14 protein-coding genes, 2 rRNA genes and 1 riboswitch (1 of these 17 cut by a window edge) are annotated in these 16,869 nt (G+C 41.8%); of the genes, 7 read left to right on the forward strand and 9 right to left on the reverse strand.

Annotation, left to right across the window (positions count from 1 at the left end; all coding sequences use genetic code 11):
- Positions 1 to 871: ribosomal RNA gene (locus NSQ64_RS15930) — 23S ribosomal RNA — on the reverse strand (it extends 2,060 nt beyond the left edge of the window).
- 182 nt (positions 872 to 1,053) lie between these two features.
- Positions 1,054 to 2,602: ribosomal RNA gene (locus NSQ64_RS15935) — 16S ribosomal RNA — on the reverse strand.
- The 16S and 23S rRNA genes sit together here, the layout of an rRNA operon.
- A 436-nt stretch (positions 2,603 to 3,038) precedes the next feature.
- A riboswitch (TPP riboswitch) is annotated at positions 3,039 to 3,141 on the forward strand.
- Between the two features lie 96 nt (positions 3,142 to 3,237).
- Here NSQ64_RS15935 and thiT point away from each other — a divergent pair.
- Positions 3,238 to 3,813, forward strand: coding sequence for an energy-coupled thiamine transporter ThiT (thiT, locus tag NSQ64_RS15940; protein ID WP_007500615.1), 576 nt, complete (start codon positions 3,238 to 3,240; stop codon positions 3,811 to 3,813).
- A 240-nt stretch (positions 3,814 to 4,053) separates the two neighbouring features.
- On the opposite strand, the gene NSQ64_RS15945 is transcribed toward thiT, so the two are convergent.
- Entirely contained in the window at positions 4,054 to 4,608 is a 555-nt protein-coding gene (locus NSQ64_RS15945; protein WP_024719667.1) for a GNAT family N-acetyltransferase, read from the reverse strand.
- Positions 4,609 to 4,757: 149 nt separating this feature from the next.
- Between NSQ64_RS15945 and NSQ64_RS15950 the strand changes: the two genes are divergently transcribed.
- The 3 genes from NSQ64_RS15950 to ftsW are packed head-to-tail and all read left to right on the forward strand — an operon-like array spanning position 4,758 to position 7,719.
- A complete protein-coding gene (locus tag NSQ64_RS15950) occupies positions 4,758 to 5,417 on the forward strand; it encodes a DUF1232 domain-containing protein (RefSeq protein ID WP_268356902.1) in 660 nt (219 codons plus the stop codon).
- Positions 5,418 to 5,431: 14 nt separating this feature from the next.
- On the forward strand, positions 5,432 to 6,586 hold the full coding sequence (rodA, locus tag NSQ64_RS15955; protein WP_008344041.1) for a rod shape-determining protein RodA: 1,155 nt from the start codon (positions 5,432 to 5,434) through the stop codon (positions 6,584 to 6,586).
- Between the two features lie 5 nt (positions 6,587 to 6,591).
- Positions 6,592 to 7,719 carry a putative lipid II flippase FtsW gene (gene ftsW / locus NSQ64_RS15960; RefSeq protein ID WP_445684647.1) on the forward strand — a complete coding sequence of 376 codons (1,128 nt, stop codon included), beginning with the start codon at positions 6,592 to 6,594 and terminating at the stop codon, positions 7,717 to 7,719.
- A gap of 36 nt (positions 7,720 to 7,755) precedes the next feature.
- On the opposite strand, the gene NSQ64_RS15965 is transcribed toward ftsW, so the two are convergent.
- Both NSQ64_RS15965 and NSQ64_RS15970 read right to left on the reverse strand, forming a co-directional pair.
- Complete coding sequence (locus NSQ64_RS15965) at positions 7,756 to 9,303, reverse strand: flotillin family protein (RefSeq protein ID WP_008344044.1); 1,548 nt, start codon at positions 9,301 to 9,303, stop codon at positions 7,756 to 7,758.
- Between the two features lie 11 nt (positions 9,304 to 9,314).
- On the reverse strand, positions 9,315 to 9,845 hold the full coding sequence (locus NSQ64_RS15970) for a hypothetical protein (protein ID WP_301231811.1): 531 nt from the start codon (positions 9,843 to 9,845) through the stop codon (positions 9,315 to 9,317).
- 205 nt (positions 9,846 to 10,050) lie between these two features.
- On the opposite strand from NSQ64_RS15970, the gene NSQ64_RS15975 reads away from it, so the two are divergent.
- Positions 10,051 to 10,530 carry a DinB family protein gene (locus NSQ64_RS15975; RefSeq protein WP_341017281.1) on the forward strand — a complete coding sequence of 160 codons (480 nt, stop codon included), beginning with the start codon at positions 10,051 to 10,053 and terminating at the stop codon, positions 10,528 to 10,530.
- A 41-nt stretch (positions 10,531 to 10,571) separates the two neighbouring features.
- Here the strand turns inward: NSQ64_RS15975 and NSQ64_RS15980 are convergent, their stop codons facing one another.
- Together NSQ64_RS15980 and betB are read right to left on the reverse strand one after the other, a co-directional pair.
- Complete coding sequence (locus tag NSQ64_RS15980) at positions 10,572 to 11,780, reverse strand: iron-containing alcohol dehydrogenase (RefSeq protein WP_007500606.1); 1,209 nt, start codon at positions 11,778 to 11,780, stop codon at positions 10,572 to 10,574.
- A gap of 27 nt (positions 11,781 to 11,807) precedes the next feature.
- Positions 11,808 to 13,277, reverse strand: a complete 1,470-nt coding sequence (gene betB / locus NSQ64_RS15985) for a betaine-aldehyde dehydrogenase (protein WP_041507663.1) — start codon at positions 13,275 to 13,277, stop codon at positions 11,808 to 11,810.
- Between the two features lie 206 nt (positions 13,278 to 13,483).
- Here betB and cudC point away from each other — a divergent pair, with 206 nt between their 5' ends.
- Entirely contained in the window at positions 13,484 to 14,041 is a 558-nt protein-coding gene (gene cudC / locus NSQ64_RS15990; RefSeq protein ID WP_025207856.1) for a choline uptake/conversion transcriptional regulator CudC, read from the forward strand.
- A gap of 442 nt (positions 14,042 to 14,483) precedes the next feature.
- Here the strand turns inward: cudC and NSQ64_RS15995 are convergent, their stop codons facing one another.
- Both NSQ64_RS15995 and NSQ64_RS16000 read right to left on the reverse strand, forming a co-directional pair.
- Positions 14,484 to 14,621 (reverse strand): hypothetical protein, encoded by a 138-nt coding sequence (locus NSQ64_RS15995; protein WP_186325117.1) that lies wholly within the window; start codon positions 14,619 to 14,621, stop codon positions 14,484 to 14,486.
- Positions 14,621 to 15,610, reverse strand: coding sequence for a tetratricopeptide repeat protein (locus NSQ64_RS16000; protein WP_445684648.1), 990 nt, complete (start codon positions 15,608 to 15,610; stop codon positions 14,621 to 14,623). The genes NSQ64_RS15995 and NSQ64_RS16000 overlap by 1 nt, the downstream gene beginning before the upstream one ends.
- 441 nt (positions 15,611 to 16,051) lie before the next feature.
- On the opposite strand from NSQ64_RS16000, the gene NSQ64_RS16005 reads away from it, so the two are divergent.
- Complete coding sequence (locus NSQ64_RS16005; protein WP_268383174.1) at positions 16,052 to 16,519, forward strand: hypothetical protein; 468 nt, start codon at positions 16,052 to 16,054, stop codon at positions 16,517 to 16,519.
- Positions 16,520 to 16,869 lie beyond the last annotated feature (350 nt).

Raw genomic sequence — 16,869 nt, forward strand, 5'->3', positions numbered from 1 at the left:
CTATTTCGGAGAGAACCAGCTATCTCCAGGTTCGATTGGCATTTCACCCCTACCCACACCTCATCCCCGCACTTTTCAACGTGCGTGGGTTCGGGCCTCCATTCAGTGTTACCTGAACTTCACCCTGGACATGGGTAGATCACCTGGTTTCGGGTCTACGACCACGTACTCATGCGCCCTATTCAGACTCGCTTTCGCTGCGGCTCCGCATCTTCTGCTTAACCTTGCACGGGATCGTAACTCGCCGGTTCATTCTACAAAAGGCACGCCATCACCCGTTAACGGGCTCTGACTACTTGTAGGCACACGGTTTCAGGATCTATTTCACTCCCCTTCCGGGGTGCTTTTCACCTTTCCCTCACGGTACTGGTTCACTATCGGTCACTAGGGAGTATTTAGCCTTGGGAGATGGTCCTCCCGGATTCCGACGGAATTTCACGTGTTCCGCCGTACTCAGGATCCACTCTGGAGAGAACAACATTTCAGTTACAGGGCTGTTACCTTCTTTGGCGGGCCTTTCCAGACCTCTTCGCTTATATCGTTCCTTTGTAACTCCGTATAGAGTGTCCTACAACCCCAAGAGGCAAGCCTCTTGGTTTGGGCTGTTCCCGTTTCGCTCGCCGCTACTCAGGGAATCGCATTTGCTTTCTCTTCCTCCGGGTACTTAGATGTTTCAGTTCCCCGGGTATGCCTTCTCATACTCTATGTATTCAAGTATGGATACTACTCCATTACGAGCAGTGGGTTTCCCCATTCGGAAATCTCCGGATCAAAGCTTGCTTACAGCTCCCCGAAGCATATCGGTGTTCGTCCCGTCCTTCATCGGCTCCTAGTGCCAAGGCATCCACCGTGCGCCCTTTCTAACTTAACCATTTCTTACTTTAGAAAGAATCACTATGTGTGATGAACTTTGCATTGCATTCAATGTGAATGTATTACTTATTGTTATCTAGTTTTCAAAGAACAATCCTGTCTCGCTAGAGACATGTTTGAAGGAATGATCCTTCAAAACTAAACAAGACGAAAAACGTACGCTGCTCCATATATCCTTAGAAAGGAGGTGATCCAGCCGCACCTTCCGATACGGCTACCTTGTTACGACTTCACCCCAATCATCTGCCCCACCTTCGGCGGCTGGCTCCATAAAGGTTACCTCACCGACTTCGGGTGTTGCAAACTCTCGTGGTGTGACGGGCGGTGTGTACAAGGCCCGGGAACGTATTCACCGCGGCATGCTGATCCGCGATTACTAGCGATTCCAGCTTCACGCAGTCGAGTTGCAGACTGCGATCCGAACTGAGAACAGATTTGTGGGATTGGCTAAACCTTGCGGTCTCGCAGCCCTTTGTTCTGTCCATTGTAGCACGTGTGTAGCCCAGGTCATAAGGGGCATGATGATTTGACGTCATCCCCACCTTCCTCCGGTTTGTCACCGGCAGTCACCTTAGAGTGCCCAACTGAATGCTGGCAACTAAGATCAAGGGTTGCGCTCGTTGCGGGACTTAACCCAACATCTCACGACACGAGCTGACGACAACCATGCACCACCTGTCACTCTGTCCCCGAAGGGAAAGCCCTATCTCTAGGGTTGTCAGAGGATGTCAAGACCTGGTAAGGTTCTTCGCGTTGCTTCGAATTAAACCACATGCTCCACCGCTTGTGCGGGCCCCCGTCAATTCCTTTGAGTTTCAGTCTTGCGACCGTACTCCCCAGGCGGAGTGCTTAATGCGTTAGCTGCAGCACTAAGGGGCGGAAACCCCCTAACACTTAGCACTCATCGTTTACGGCGTGGACTACCAGGGTATCTAATCCTGTTCGCTCCCCACGCTTTCGCTCCTCAGCGTCAGTTACAGACCAGAGAGTCGCCTTCGCCACTGGTGTTCCTCCACATCTCTACGCATTTCACCGCTACACGTGGAATTCCACTCTCCTCTTCTGCACTCAAGTTTCCCAGTTTCCAATGACCCTCCCCGGTTGAGCCGGGGGCTTTCACATCAGACTTAAGAAACCGCCTGCGAGCCCTTTACGCCCAATAATTCCGGACAACGCTTGCCACCTACGTATTACCGCGGCTGCTGGCACGTAGTTAGCCGTGGCTTTCTGGTTAGGTACCGTCAAGGTGCAAGCAGTTACTCTTGCACTTGTTCTTCCCTAACAACAGAGCTTTACGATCCGAAAACCTTCATCACTCACGCGGCGTTGCTCCGTCAGACTTTCGTCCATTGCGGAAGATTCCCTACTGCTGCCTCCCGTAGGAGTCTGGGCCGTGTCTCAGTCCCAGTGTGGCCGATCACCCTCTCAGGTCGGCTACGCATCGTCGCCTTGGTGAGCCGTTACCTCACCAACTAGCTAATGCGCCGCGGGTCCATCTGTAAGTGACAGCCGAAACCGTCTTTCATCCTTGAACCATGCGGTTCAAGGAACTATCCGGTATTAGCTCCGGTTTCCCGGAGTTATCCCAGTCTTACAGGCAGGTTACCCACGTGTTACTCACCCGTCCGCCGCTAACATCCGGGAGCAAGCTCCCTTCTGTCCGCTCGACTTGCATGTATTAGGCACGCCGCCAGCGTTCGTCCTGAGCCAGGATCAAACTCTCCGAGGTATGCAGGATGCATATCACACATGCGTTGCTACACGATGTAGCGAACTTAGCATGTGATCATTTCCTGCCTCGTCAGTCTGACTGACTACCTATGATGTATCATAGGATTTTTTTATAAAAACTCGAATTAACAGGTACGTTTTGTCTTGTTTAGTTTTCAAAGATCATCTTCGTTATCGCTCAGAAGCGACTTTATTAATATAACATTCTATCAAGATGAAGTCAACAACTTTTTTCTTGAATGTTATTTCTCAACCGCGCTGTTTCAGCGGCGAATACAAATATAACACCTTTTAAAAGAAGAAACAAGTATTTTTTCTAAATAATTTATTTTTCCTGATCTCTTCCTATATATTTGTACAAAAAGGGCTTAACTCTGTAATTCACTATTGTTGATCCTGTAGGTCTTTAGTATATTTATAATAGATTGAAATTTAATAACCGCAGGGGGAGCTTCGTGCTGAGAGTGAACAATTCGTTGTTCTGACCCTTTGAACCTGTCAGTTAATACTGAAGTAGGAATGTGGAATCACTTGCACACATGCATGTATGCAAGCCGATATGTTTTTCTATGAATCACATACTCATCCTGACATGGTCTCTCCTTGCACAATTCGTGAAAAGGGGATTTTTTTATGCAACAATCAAATCAATTAGTACGACTGATGGAGATCGCCATCATGACTTCTCTTGCACTTGTTTTAGATTATTTATCAGGTCTCTTTTTAAGAATGCCAAACGGCGGGTCAATTGCACTGATCATGATTCCTGTCATTCTCATGTCCATTAGATGGGGCGTGTCTGCTGGATTTATTATCGGTGTGTTAATCGCAGGACTGCAGCTGATGAACAATCCTATTATTGCTACACCTGTACAAGGATTTCTCGATTACTTTGTCGCATCTGTTGTGATTTGTTTAAGCGGGCTATTCTCAGGATCAATTAAAAAAGCCATTCAGGATAAAAAGCGAAAGAAACAATTCTTCTATATTATCCTAGCTGTATTTGTCGCCAGTTTCTTCAGACTGCTGACGTTCTTTATTTCAGGTGTTGTTTTCTTTTCTCATTATGCACCAAAAGGAACACCAGGATGGGTGTATTCATTAGTTTATAACAGCACATATATGATTCCTTCATTTATCATTTGTAGTATTGTTCTTTGTTTACTCATCCCTAGTGCATCTCGTTTGGTTTTTCCTCGACAAAAATAACCCAGCTGTTTCAGCGGGTTATTTTTTTATGCATAATTTGCTGCTCTATTGAATCTATTAATAGTAGAAGATTTCATGCTGGAGGTACGACAATGAATCCTTACTCCATTATGCTGTGCTGTTACATCCTCAGTATCGCCTACTTTTTGGCCAGTTTCTATGAGGCATTAAAAATAGCAGGTGTGAAAGGAAAAGTAGAGGCTTCTCCTTTTATATCTTATATTTTACTCGCCACCCTTTTTACTTTTTTCTCTCATTATTACTGGAAGCTGACGATATAATCTGTTGAACATGATCACTTAGGACAGACAGTTCCCATCCATACCCTATTTCTTCATGGTTCTCACCAGCCAGCTCAAACTGGCTGGTGACGGCAAAACTAGGTTGAAGTTTTTGATAAAATTGCTTCGCTGAGTTTTGCTCAAATACCCAGAGCAGCATATTCTGATAGCCTTTCTCTATTAAATAATCCACACCTTTTGCAATCAAAGCCATACCCGCTCCTGATTTCTGTTTCCTCTGCAACAAATAGATGGCATAAAGCTCACCATCATATATTGAATATCTCTCATCACGCTGTTTTCCGAAGGAAGCAAAACCAAATACTCCGTCAGCATCCTCTGCGACAAACGTGCCTTCAAGCGACCTGCTTCTCCAGCTCTCTTCCCGCTCCTCTACATTCAAAGCATCTAAATACTCTTGTGAAATAATGCCGTGATAAGTCGTTTGCCAGCTCTTCACATGAATTTCGGCAATTTTAGGAATATCATTATGTACTGCATGTCTAACCTTCATCTGCACACCCCTTTTAGCCATTTCTTACTCTATGTTTCATATGATAAGTTGCTATTTTATAAAAATCAATCTCTAATGGATATTCGTTGACATTCTGTCAACACCCCTATATATTGGGTACGACTTCTTCTATTGAAGAGTTGAACTTTATGAAAAGGGTGAAGAAAGAGATGGAATTTAAAACAACTGAGCTTCGGCAGTTTTTAAAAGAACAACTGCAAATACGTTCTCTTTCATTAAGAGAACTCAGTACACAAACAGAAATTGATAAAGCCACACTGTCTAGAATCATGAACGGAAAAAGAAAACCGACTTTGAACCATTTACAGCGGCTTTCAGATGCTCTACACATTTCTTTAGATCATCTATTGGCCACGGCTGGATTTTCAATTAAAAACGAAAGAGTTCACCGTAATACGTTCATTCAAGCAGTAGAAGAGATTGAGCGAACGCTGAAAGATCATGATGTCTATGACGGGACGTTCAGCGAGAATGAATTGAAACAGAAGTTAAATGAATATGAGACCTATAGTCAATCAGAAGAGGGAAAAGAAACGATCTCAGCAAAGTTTGAAAAAAAGATAGATACGATAAGTGGTGTTGGACCATTTCTTGATCAATTGAAAAGCATGTACAGCTCGTTCATGAGCGGACGGGGTACTTCTCGAGAATTGATGTTGATGGGAGGCGCATTACTTTACTTCATTATGCCCGTTGATTTAATACCAGATTATATTTTTCCGATCGGCTATATTGATGACGCTGCAGCGGTGCAGGTCGTATTAAACCAGCTGACAAATAGGTCATAGCAGGTGACGGAGACATGAAAAAACAGAACAGCATTGACTTCGCATTATTATTCACTGTCATTTGCTTCTTTGTGATCAGCCTGCTGGCTGTATATAGCGGATCGGGACAGTATGAAACGCAAGATATGTTTTATTTCGTCAAAAGACAAGTTTTCTGGTATATCGTCGGCTTTGGCCTTATGGCGGCAGTTGCTTACTTTGATTATGAACTGCTTGAGCGGTTATCTTTTCGATTATTTGCAGGTGGTCTTTTCCTCATCATTCTCGTTCATTTTTTTGGCACGAATCAAAATGGATCCCAAAGGTGGATCAGCTTGGGGCCCATGAAAGTGCAACCATCAGAATTTATGAAAATTTTTGTCATTCTTCTGTTAGCGGCTATTTTAAATCGATACAAACATCAGCGCTTTTCGTTTAAAGAAAGCATGATTCCTACAATGAACATCATATGCTGGACCGCTGTTCCTTTTTTCCTGATTTTAATTCAGCCAGATTTGGGGACGGCACTTGTGATCTTGTCTATTGCTTTTACACTGATGCTTGTGTCAGGCATTTCAAGTAAGATGATCGCTGCATTAATCGCTTCTTTTCTCGCGCTTCTTGCATTTTTGACCTACTTGCACAATGAACATTTTGAGCACTTTACAAAAGTGATTAAACCTCATCAGCTTGATCGCATTTATGGGTGGCTCTCCCCAGATGAATTTGATTCGACATATGGGTATCAACTGAAACAAGCAATGCTTGGCATTGGGTCAGGGCAATTATCAGGAAGCGGGTATACAAAAGGAAATCAAGTACAAGGGGGAAATATCCCTGAAGCCCATACAGATTTTATATTTGCAGTCATTGGCGAGGAGTTTGGTTTTATCGGCGCCTCCCTATTGATCTGTTTATATCTTATGATGGTCTATCGAATGATTCATGTGGCTATGCATGCGAATACCCTTTATGGGCTTTATATATGTGCTGGGGTGGTTGGGCTGATCGTCTTTCAAGTCTTCCAAAACGTTGGGATGACAGTAGGGCTAATGCCTGTGACTGGTCTTGCCCTTCCTTTTATCAGCTATGGGGGCAGTGCACTTTTAACCAATATGATCGCCATTGGCCTTGTGTTTAGTGTCAATCTGAGGTCCTCATCCTACATGTTTGGACGTAACTGGGATTGAAGGTGATGTCATTGATTCTTTCTCACCTAAAAAAAATCGACCACATTCTTGCTGGGACGATTGTTTGTCTTTGTTTCTTTGGATTACTGATGGTGTACAGTGCGAGTTATCCTTTAGGCGAAATAAAATATGGACAGGGCAGCTACTTCTTCATGAAACAGTGGCAATGGCTTTTGATTGGGTTCTTCTTTTTCATCGCTGCGGCCCTGGTTCCATATCAAGCTTACCGTAAATGGATTCGGTGGCTTGTGATGCTGTCATTGTTATGTCTTCTCCTTGTCCTGCTTCCTGGAATCGGTGTTGTCAAAAACAATTCACAGCGATGGATTCAATTGGGCTCTTTGATCATCCAGCCGTCTGAGGCTGTGAAATTAGTGATGATCATCTATTTTGCCTATGTATATGCAAGGAAACAAGCGTACATCACATCCTTTAAAAAAGGAGTACTGCCTCCACTTCTTCTTTTAAGTCTAGCTTTTTTATTGATTTTAAAACAGCCAGATTTAGGTACAGCAGTTTCTATTTTATTGAGCTGCGGTATCGTCTTATTATGTGCTGGACTTAAAACACGCCACCTCATTCTACTAGGTTCGACGGCTGCGGCAGGGATCACTTTTTTTGCTGTGACCGCTCCTTATCGTTTGAAACGGATCACTTCTTTTCGTGATCCTTTCATGTATGAAGATGGAGATGGTTATCAGCTGATCCATTCTTATCTCGCCATGGATTCAGGGGGACTGACCGGGAATGGTTTAGGCGGAAGTATTCAAAAACTAGGATTTCTTCCTGAAGCCCATACAGATTTTATATTGGCCATCATTAGTGAAGAGCTGGGAATCATGGGGCTGTTGTTTGTGATGGGTGCCTACCTACTCATCATGTATCGCGCCGTTCGAATCGTTCAAGGTTTACAAGATCCATTTGGAAAGCTATTAACGATCGGGCTTACTTTTCAAATCATGATTCAAGCAGCCTTTAATCTAGGAGCTGTCTTTGGACTTCTCCCCATTACAGGCATTCCTCTTCCCTTTATTAGCTACGGCGGATCTTCATTGGTGTTCATGATGATATCTGCAGGCATTCTTGTCAATCTCTCTTCATCTATCAAAAGACACCGGCATGTGCCCAAGTAAAATAGACACCCTCAATCAGAAGGTGTCTTTTGATTTTTATTCTTCTATTTGGCGATCAGCGATTTCTTTTTTTCTTGGCTGTTTGATTTCATTCGTCAGTTCTTGGATGCTTTGTTTCACATTGCCTTTGCCAGAGAAATTCTCAATAATTTCTTTGACATCAATTCCAGAGGAAGCTTTCAGACTTTCTTGAAGACTGGACATAAGGTTTGTCGCATAGCCGGTCACTTTGTTGGCGCCGCTGCCTTCCCCGTTACCACCTGTATCAACAACTGTAATTTTATCAATGTTAGAAAGTGGAGCAGATACTTGTTTCGCATATTCAGGTAGCATTTTCACAATCATATCAAGAATCGCCGCTTGACCATACTGTTCGAATGCTTCTGCAATTTTCTCTTTCGCTTCTGCTTCCGCAAGTCCTTTCAACCTAATGACTTCTGCTTCTGTTTCCCCTTTTGCACGATCGGCTTCCGCTTTGGCAAGCCCGTCAATCCGAACTTTCTCTGCTTCTGCTTTTGCCATTGCTTCAATGCTGTATTTCTTCGCATCTGCTTCTGCAAGACGCTTCGCTTTTTCCGCCGCAGCCGACTGCTCAACAGCATAACGGTCCGCATCTGCTTTCTTTTTCACTTCAGAATCGTATTGACGCTCACGACGCTGGATCTCTTTTTCTTCTAATTCAATTTGCTTCTGACGTTCAATGATTTTGACTTGCATTTCTTGTTCAGTTACGTGCTGACGATTACGAGCTGTTTCAAGATCGTACGCTTGGTCAGCGCTTGCTTTTGCTGTATCTTGTTCACGTCTGAATTCTGCTCTTTTCAGCTCATTGATTTTTTCTGCTTCAGCGATTTCAGTGGCACGCTCAAGCTCAGATTTCTTCGCATCTTTATCTGCTTCTGCACGTTTGATACGTGTTTCTTTATCTGCTTCTGCTGTCGCAATATCTGCATCGCGTTTCACTTGAGCAATTCTAGGTTTACCTAGTGATTCTAAATAGCCATTTTTATCACGGACATCTTTGATTGTAAACGATACAATGACAAGACCCATTTTCGCTAGATCTTGAGAAGCGACACGCTGTACTTCTTGAGAAAATTTCTCTCTGTTTTTATAAATCTCTTCAACTGTCATTGACCCTAAAATGGAGCGAAGGTGTCCTTCTAGTACTTCTCTTGCTTCATTTTCACGATCTTCTTTTGTTTTCCCTAAAAACTGCTCTGCCGCAGTGGCGATTTCTTCAATTGATCCGCCAATTTTAATGATGGCCGTTCCATCCGCCATGACCGGTACACCTTGTTCAGTATAGACTTCAGGCGTTGAAACATCTAGCTTGCTAGATAGTAAGCTGAGCGGCTCTGCTTGTTGAAAAACAGGGAGTACAAAGGTACCTCCACCTCTTACAATCTTAATCTTGTTTCCACCTTCATCCACGTGGACATTTTTACTTCCGAGGTAACTTCCTGTGACAATTAATGCTTCATCTGGACCAGCTGTCCGGTATTTCGAAACAAATACACCAATAAGTGCAATGAGAATCACAAGCACAATTCCAATAATAATTAATATGGTTGTTCCTGGCATAGCATTCCCTCCTAGATTTCTTCATTTGGTATAACAGATAACACGCCTTTGTTCACTTCGACGACCAGCACCCGGGTTCCATATGGAATCTCCTCTTCGTCGAAACTGACGGCAGGCTTTGAGATTTTTCCGCTGTTACTAATTAACAGCACTTCTCCAAACCCATCTTTTGGTACAGATACAATGATCTCCCCAGTTCTTCCTTTTAGGTCGGCCTCCGTATATGAAAGAGATTCTTCAGCAGAGGAAAGCGGGACTAAGACAAATACATTTAAACAAGTAACGAGAATCACTGCGAGGATGGCAGATAATACGGCGCCAAGTCCACTTCCTACAATTGCTGTTTTTTCAGAGATAAATCCTCCAGCCGAGAAAAAGGTAAGAAATGCGAGGATCAATGTTGGTTGAAGGAACGGGACAGGAATCGCTTCAAACAATCCATCAAATACATCGCCAAAAAAGACGAAAACAAGCGTCAGGATTCCTGATACCATCAATATGTATAAGTACAGCGTCTGAAGAGGCAGCCCAAATACATCCATCTTCCTCACCCTTTCTTTATGAAATGAGCAGCTTTTCATTCATTTAGACCATGCTCACATCCAAGTGTATTCCTTCTAACAGGTAATACGAACCACTTTTGTAAAGGTTTCATTTTTCATCACAATTCATTAAAGGATTTCTCGGATAGCTAAAGAATGATTGTCTTGTACCAGTATGATAAAATTTGATCTTGAGGTGAGAGAAATGAGTTTATTACATGAAGCAAGACAAGAATTGTGGCAAGAGCTGCAAGGATTGAGCGAAGAACAATTAAATCAAAAATTATCTGATGATACTTGGAGTATTCAAGAAGTTGCAGATCATTTAAAGAAGATGGACCTAGTTGCAGCAAAACATCTAGCTGCCGAGGGGAAAAAAGCACCGATTAAAGAATATGAGCCAAAGCCGGTGGAAATGGCGGAGGATCGTTCAAAAAAAGCCACCGCGCCTAGTATTGTTGAGCCAGAGCGCAAGCATGTGACACCTCCACATTTAAAAGATGAGCTTGATACAGCTCGTGAGAAATTAAATCAAATTTTATCAACGTTTACAGAGGAAGATTTCAAACGCGTGATTGCACATCCTGTGTTTGAAGAACTTTCATTAAAGCAATACCTTGATTTTATCGGCGCACATGAAAAGCGCCATATTCATCAAATTAAAGAAATTAAAGAACAGCTATAAGATGTAAAAAAAGACTCCCTTTTGGGAGCCTTTTTTCATTGTTACACTGTTTTAGGTGTTAAATCAAAGCAGCGAGCGTAAATCCAGTTGTAAGCTTTTTCGTTCAGGTCTCTTGGGTTTCCAACTGTTTGCGGATCTTTCATTGCTTCTTTAGATAAACGGTCGATCATATCTTTTGGTACACCTTGTTCTTCTAATGAAGGAACTTCTAGGTCTTCCACTAAATCATACATCCAATTCACTGCTGCTTTTGCAGCTTCCTCTGTTGTCATTCTGCTTGTATCAATACCGAATGCTTGCGCAATTCGAGCGAATTTCTCTGGGTACCCTTTCCAGTTATACTCCATGACAGGTCCCATCATTGCCGCTACACATTGACCATGTGCGACTGGAATAATCCCTCCAAGCGTTTGGCTCATCGCATGGGCTGCGCCAGCTGATTCACTGCCATAGGAAAGTCCGGCAAGCATCGCAGCTTGTGCCATACCATATCTTGCTTCCAAATCCTCTCCATCGGCAAAGGCACGGCGAATATAATGAGCAGCATATTCAATGGCCATGAGCGCTACCGCATCTGTAATTGGCTGAGCAAACTTCATCGTATAGCATTCGATCGCGTGCGCAAGCGCATCGATACCCGTCATTGCCGTCACATGCGGCGGCATAGATACATGAAGCTCAGGATCAATCACTGTTAGGTGAGCTGCAATGAGCGGTCCACCTGTGTTGAATTTGAATTCCCTTTCTTCGTCAGTGATCACTGCCCACTGCGTGACCTCTGAACCTGTACCAGCCGTTGTCGGAATTGTGGTTAACGGAGGGATTCTATTTTCAAGCGGTTTTTTCCCCTCAGCCGCTTCGTAATCAAGAACTGATCCTTCATGAGTCGCTTCCACACCGATAGCCTTCGCTGTATCCATTGAGCTTCCGCCACCTACTGCGACTAAACCATTACAGCCTTCTTTTTCATATAACGCAGATCCTTCGTTCACTAGACGGACTGGCGGATTTGGTTCTACTTTATTAAATAGAACCACATCAATTTGCGCTTCTTTTAATGAAGCAATCACTGGATCTACAACACCTGCTTGATAAATACCAGGATCTGTGACAAGCAATACCTTTGAAACGCCGTATGCTTTCACTTCTTCCCCAACATGTTTCACTGCACCAATGCCGTGCTTGATGACAGTCGGAATTTCAAACGTATGGAATTTTTGCATGCTTTCAATTTTCATATTTAACGTCATATAGAATCTCCTCCAGATAAGTGATATTTATTTAAACCAATGAACCGCTTCTGGTTTTGTATTTCGATATAAATGTTTTAGTTCCGTATATTCTTCAAGGCCCGTACGTCCTAATTCACGTCCAAGACCTGATTGTTTATACCCACCCCACGGTGCTTGGGCAAAATAAGGATGGAAGTCGTTGATCCATACCGTGCCTAATCTTAATTGACGAGCCACTCGTTCGGCTTTGCCGATATCAGAAGACCACACCGCTCCTGCTAAACCATAAATCGTGTCATTTGCCAGCTCGATGACTTCTTCCTCTGATCGGAAGGATTCGACAGTGAGGACTGGTCCAAACACTTCTTCCTGTACAATTCGCATGTCTGATGTACAGCCTGAGAAAATCGTCGGCAAGTAGAAGAATCCTTTTTGAAGCTCCTCTGCATCAGGTCGTTTCCCACCTGTTTCTAATGTTGCGCCTTCGTCTAAACCGATGCTGACGTATTTTTCTACTTTTTCTCGATGCTCAGCTGAGATAAGCGGTCCGCTCTGGGTTCCTTCATCAAAGCCGTTGCCTAGCTTGATTTTTTTCGTACGCTTCACCAGTTCTTCTAAAAATTCATCGTGAATGGATTCTTCCACTAACAAGCGTGAACCTGCTGAACACACTTGCCCTGCATGGAAAAACACAGCATTCATTGCCTGGTCAACCGCTACGTCTAAATCAGCATCTTGAAAGACGATATTCGGGTTTTTCCCGCCGAGCTCTAGGGCGATTTTCTTCACATTCCCGCTGGCTCCCTGCATGATTTTCTTACCTGTTTCAATACCGCCTGTGAATGAAATTAAATCGACTTGGTCATTGACAGCCAGCTCATCTCCAACAGTTGCTCCAGGTCCAAGCACTAAGTTGGCAACGCCTGCTGGAACACCCGCTTCTTCCATAAGTTTGAAAACTTTGATCGTGGTTAATGGTGTAATTTCACTTGGCTTTAGTACGATTGTATTTCCAGCTGCAAGGGCAGGAGCGATTTTCCAGCTCGCTTGAAGCAATGGATAGTTCCAAGGAGTGATTTGACCGCATACACCGACAGGTTCTCGGACTAATTCGCTTTTTGAGTTTGGAATAGGCGATGCAATGATTTCCCCGCCATCCTTATCAGCAAGCCCCGCATAATATTGGAACACGTTCGCAATATCGTCCATATCAGCTTTGCTTTCTTCTAATGTTTTACCCGTATCAAGTGATTCTAATTTGGCTAATTCATCTAGGTCTCGCCTAATCAATTCAGCAATTTTGAACACAATATTTCCTCTTTCAAGTCCAGGCATGTTTGCCCAATCACCTTGATCGAAGGTTTTTCTTGCTGCCTTAATGGCTAACTGCGCGTCATTTCTTGATCCTTCACTGACTGTCGCGATCACTTCTTGATTAAATGGATTGATGATATCTCTTGTATCGCCACTCTTAGCGCCAACCCATTGTCCATCGATAAATAGTGTTTGACTCATAGAAGGAACCTCCTCTGATTCTCTTTGGTAAATTTGTTAAATAAAAATTTAACGTTTTGAACATAATTAACTTAACATGTTCAAATTTTTCTGTCAAAGGGAGATATGTTTCATTTATTTTGACATTTTGCATTCTTTCGTTAACATATAGTCCATAAAGATTTTTTTGAACGTATTGAATTCACTTAATAGAAAGCAGGGACAAGATGAAAAAGCAGGAACAGCCACAAGCAGAAGAACGCATTTTAGCTGCTAAGGATCTCGTCATTGATTCCATCGCTGAAACAATGGATCTCTATGGCATTACTAGAAGTGCGGGTATTCTATATGGGACGATGTATTTAAATGAGGAAATGACGCTGGATGAAATGCGTGAAGAGCTGCAAATGAGTAAGCCTAGTATGAGTACGGGTGTGAAAAAACTGCAAGACATGAATATTGTCAAAAAGACTTTTCACCGTGGCCGAAGAAAACACAGCTTTGTTGCTGAGAAAGACTTTTTTAAGTTTTTCATGAACTTCTTCCCGCAAAAATGGGAACGAGAGGTTGAGGTCAATCTAGCAGCGATTGAAGAAGCGCAAGAACGCCTTCAAGATGTAGCTCGTGATGAGCAGGCGGCGGAACATGAAAGAGAGGAAGCGAAACAGCTCATTGAACAGCTTGAAAGCTCAAAAGCCTATTATGATTGGCTTAGACGATTAGCCCACTCGGTTCATTCGGGAGACATCTTTGACTATATTCCGATTGATCAGAAAGAAAAATAGCCGGGGTGTTTGTGTTTTACAGCTTGAATTTTACAGGAGGGGTGATTATGTCTTAACACATCGAGGCATTGGCTCAGATGGGAGAGTGCTACGCTGGCAGGGTGAACGACATCACCCAAAACAAACTTATATTCACTGAAAAAGACTGTTTTAATAAGGTTCTATGATGAGCCTTTCTGAATAAAGATTTTCATTTCTGAACAAAACTGAAAGGGTTGGTCCCCGATCCGTCCCCATAAAAAAACAGACCATGTAGGGTCTGTTTTATTTTTGCCTATACGTTTTCAGAAGTTGTATTCCGATCAATTACAACAGCAATGAAAGCAGCAGAAGCAAAATTAAAAGAAATGTAGATGCTGAAAATAATCCAACACGTTAGCAAACTTACGTTCCAACGATTCCTTTAAAAGTAAAAAACCCTTCTAAGATGAGAAGGGTTTTATTAAGTACCGACTGGTTTTTCTGCTAATAACATATAAGTTCCGACCGGTTTCTCTGTAACATGAGCATTCATTGAGCCCGCATAACTAGCCGCTACTATCGCGCCTAGAGCAGCTAAACAAAGAATTAAGTTTTTCATTAGACACCCTCCAACTGCTTCATTTTCCTCTCGGCTAAAATAGCAAGATTAGAGAATTCCAGAGATTCTTGAATATAACTTCTCGCCTCATAATATTGCGAAATGATTAAAGCGAGATCGCGCACACTATCCGCATCATTCTGTTCAAATAAGTAATGAATGTAGCTCCTGCACTTATTAACGCTCTCTTCAGGAGTTTTCTGGAACAACTCATAAATAATGTTTATTTTAGCCTCATACACTTTATTCTCTTTTTCATTTAAGTTTTCCTGTGCTTTTTTGTAATAATAAATAGCTTGATCGGATTGTCCTATTATGAAGAGTTCTTTTGTGATCATATAGAGGGAGTTTATGTAATAAACCGACTGTTTCCATTCATCATTTCTAAATGCTTTTTTCAGAGCATTTATGCAATTTTGAGGTCTTTTAGCAGCTGAATAAGTGATACTTAAATTATGATGGATCATAGCCTCAAAAAAAGGATCTTCAAGTTGTTTGGAAATTCGTATTGCTTCGAAATAAATATCTTCAGCTTTATCATATTGGCCCAGCTCTGTATAGTTATGCCCCACAACCATCATAGACGTCGCAAGCTTTTTTTTGTAACCCTCATTTCTTTTATAAATGTGCATTGCATCCTTTATATAATTTAAAGATACTATGTTTTGACCAAGCATCATATAAAGAGAGGCTACCTTTGAATAAAATTCAGCAGCTTCAATATCATCGGGAATATTTGCAAGTTTTTTCTCAGCGATTTTAAAAAGACTAATTGCGTTACCATAATTACGATTGTGTGATTCGTATAGAGCTTCAAATAAAAAGAAATAATACTCAATCATATTATCTGTTTTTCGAATTTCTTTCTTATGTTTCTTACTGAAATACGAGTGCTTTGGGAACTCTTTACCTTTGTCCTGGTGAAGCATCATTTTATGTCTCTCTTCAAGCAAAGAATAATACATCAATACTTCTTGGTCTTCTTCCATTTCATCAAACAGAGCCCTGCCCTCTTCGAAATATTTCTCGCAACCTCAACATCTTGCTGTTTTATAGCCATATACCATTCATTTAAGATATTAGCAACATACTCAGAAGCAAGTTTACTCATAATAAACACCTCTTTCTGTCCAAATTCTAAATACTCAAACAAATATTAACATATGTTTACCATAAAATATAATATATAGAAGTTTTTTCATTCTAACGCAAAATCATGTTTCGTTGTCCCGCAAGGAGTTTTGTCCTGTTTTTTTTGGACTGTAAAAACAGGGATAAATTAATGAATTGTCGAATCTACAAGTCTTTTTGTTCATTCACAAAAAATGTTAGACACGTATAATTGCGGTGTATCAAATTTACAGAAAAGGAGTTTTCATGTATGAAAAAAGTTGTTTTAAGCCGCCACTCTTGCTTTAGTTTCTAGCTCAATGTTTTCTTTACCTAAATCAGCAGATGCAACATTAAGTAACACTGAAGAAGAGTGGGTCACTGTTGAGGAATTTTCTCAGAGTTCAGCATCAATTCTTGAAACAGAAGTAGGTGACAAGAATGCTAATATATTAGCAAAAGATTACACCTCAAATATGGAAATCAAAAAATTACGATCCGGCGATGGCGCATGGAAATGTAAGTATTCAATGCTTACTAAAGCAAAGGCAAAGATGAAAATTAACAAAATTGAGGCCAAATCAAGATTGTATAGCCAAAAAGGCGCTCTTACTAAAAGTGCTACAGATTCAAATAGTAACTCAAACTATGCTGGGGCAGAAGCATTAGGTGGAGTAACTGGCGGATGGGGTTGTAAAGGATCGTCTTACGGCAATACTAAATATGAGCGAAACGGTTATAAAACTGTTACTCATCAAAAGAAATTTGACATATTTGATCTTCTATAAAAATATACATGAAGATTAGAATTCAGTTCTTAAACTGCTTTCTGGTTATAGGAGTATGCTTTTTATTCACTGGTTGCATTTCTGATAAAAAAAAGAAAGTGTTCCAGCTACTCCTTCACCTATTGAAAAATATAATGACGAACAAGAAGATATTACAGGCCCTGGATCAGAAACAGTTTCTTATGGCTTATATGAGGTAAACGGGGAAATCCTAGACACATTAGATATTGGAGCCAAGAAAGGACGAACATACAAAAAAGTCTTATCCTTTAGCCATTATCTAAGTGTAAAAAGAAAATACAGCCTAGTAATTCTTTCAGATTTTCAAACTATACCATTCAAAGCTGACA

Source organism: Bacillus sp. FSL W8-0183, from assembly GCF_038006825.1.
In the GTDB taxonomy this organism is placed as follows: Bacteria; Bacillota; Bacilli; order Bacillales; family Bacillaceae; genus Bacillus; species Bacillus altitudinis.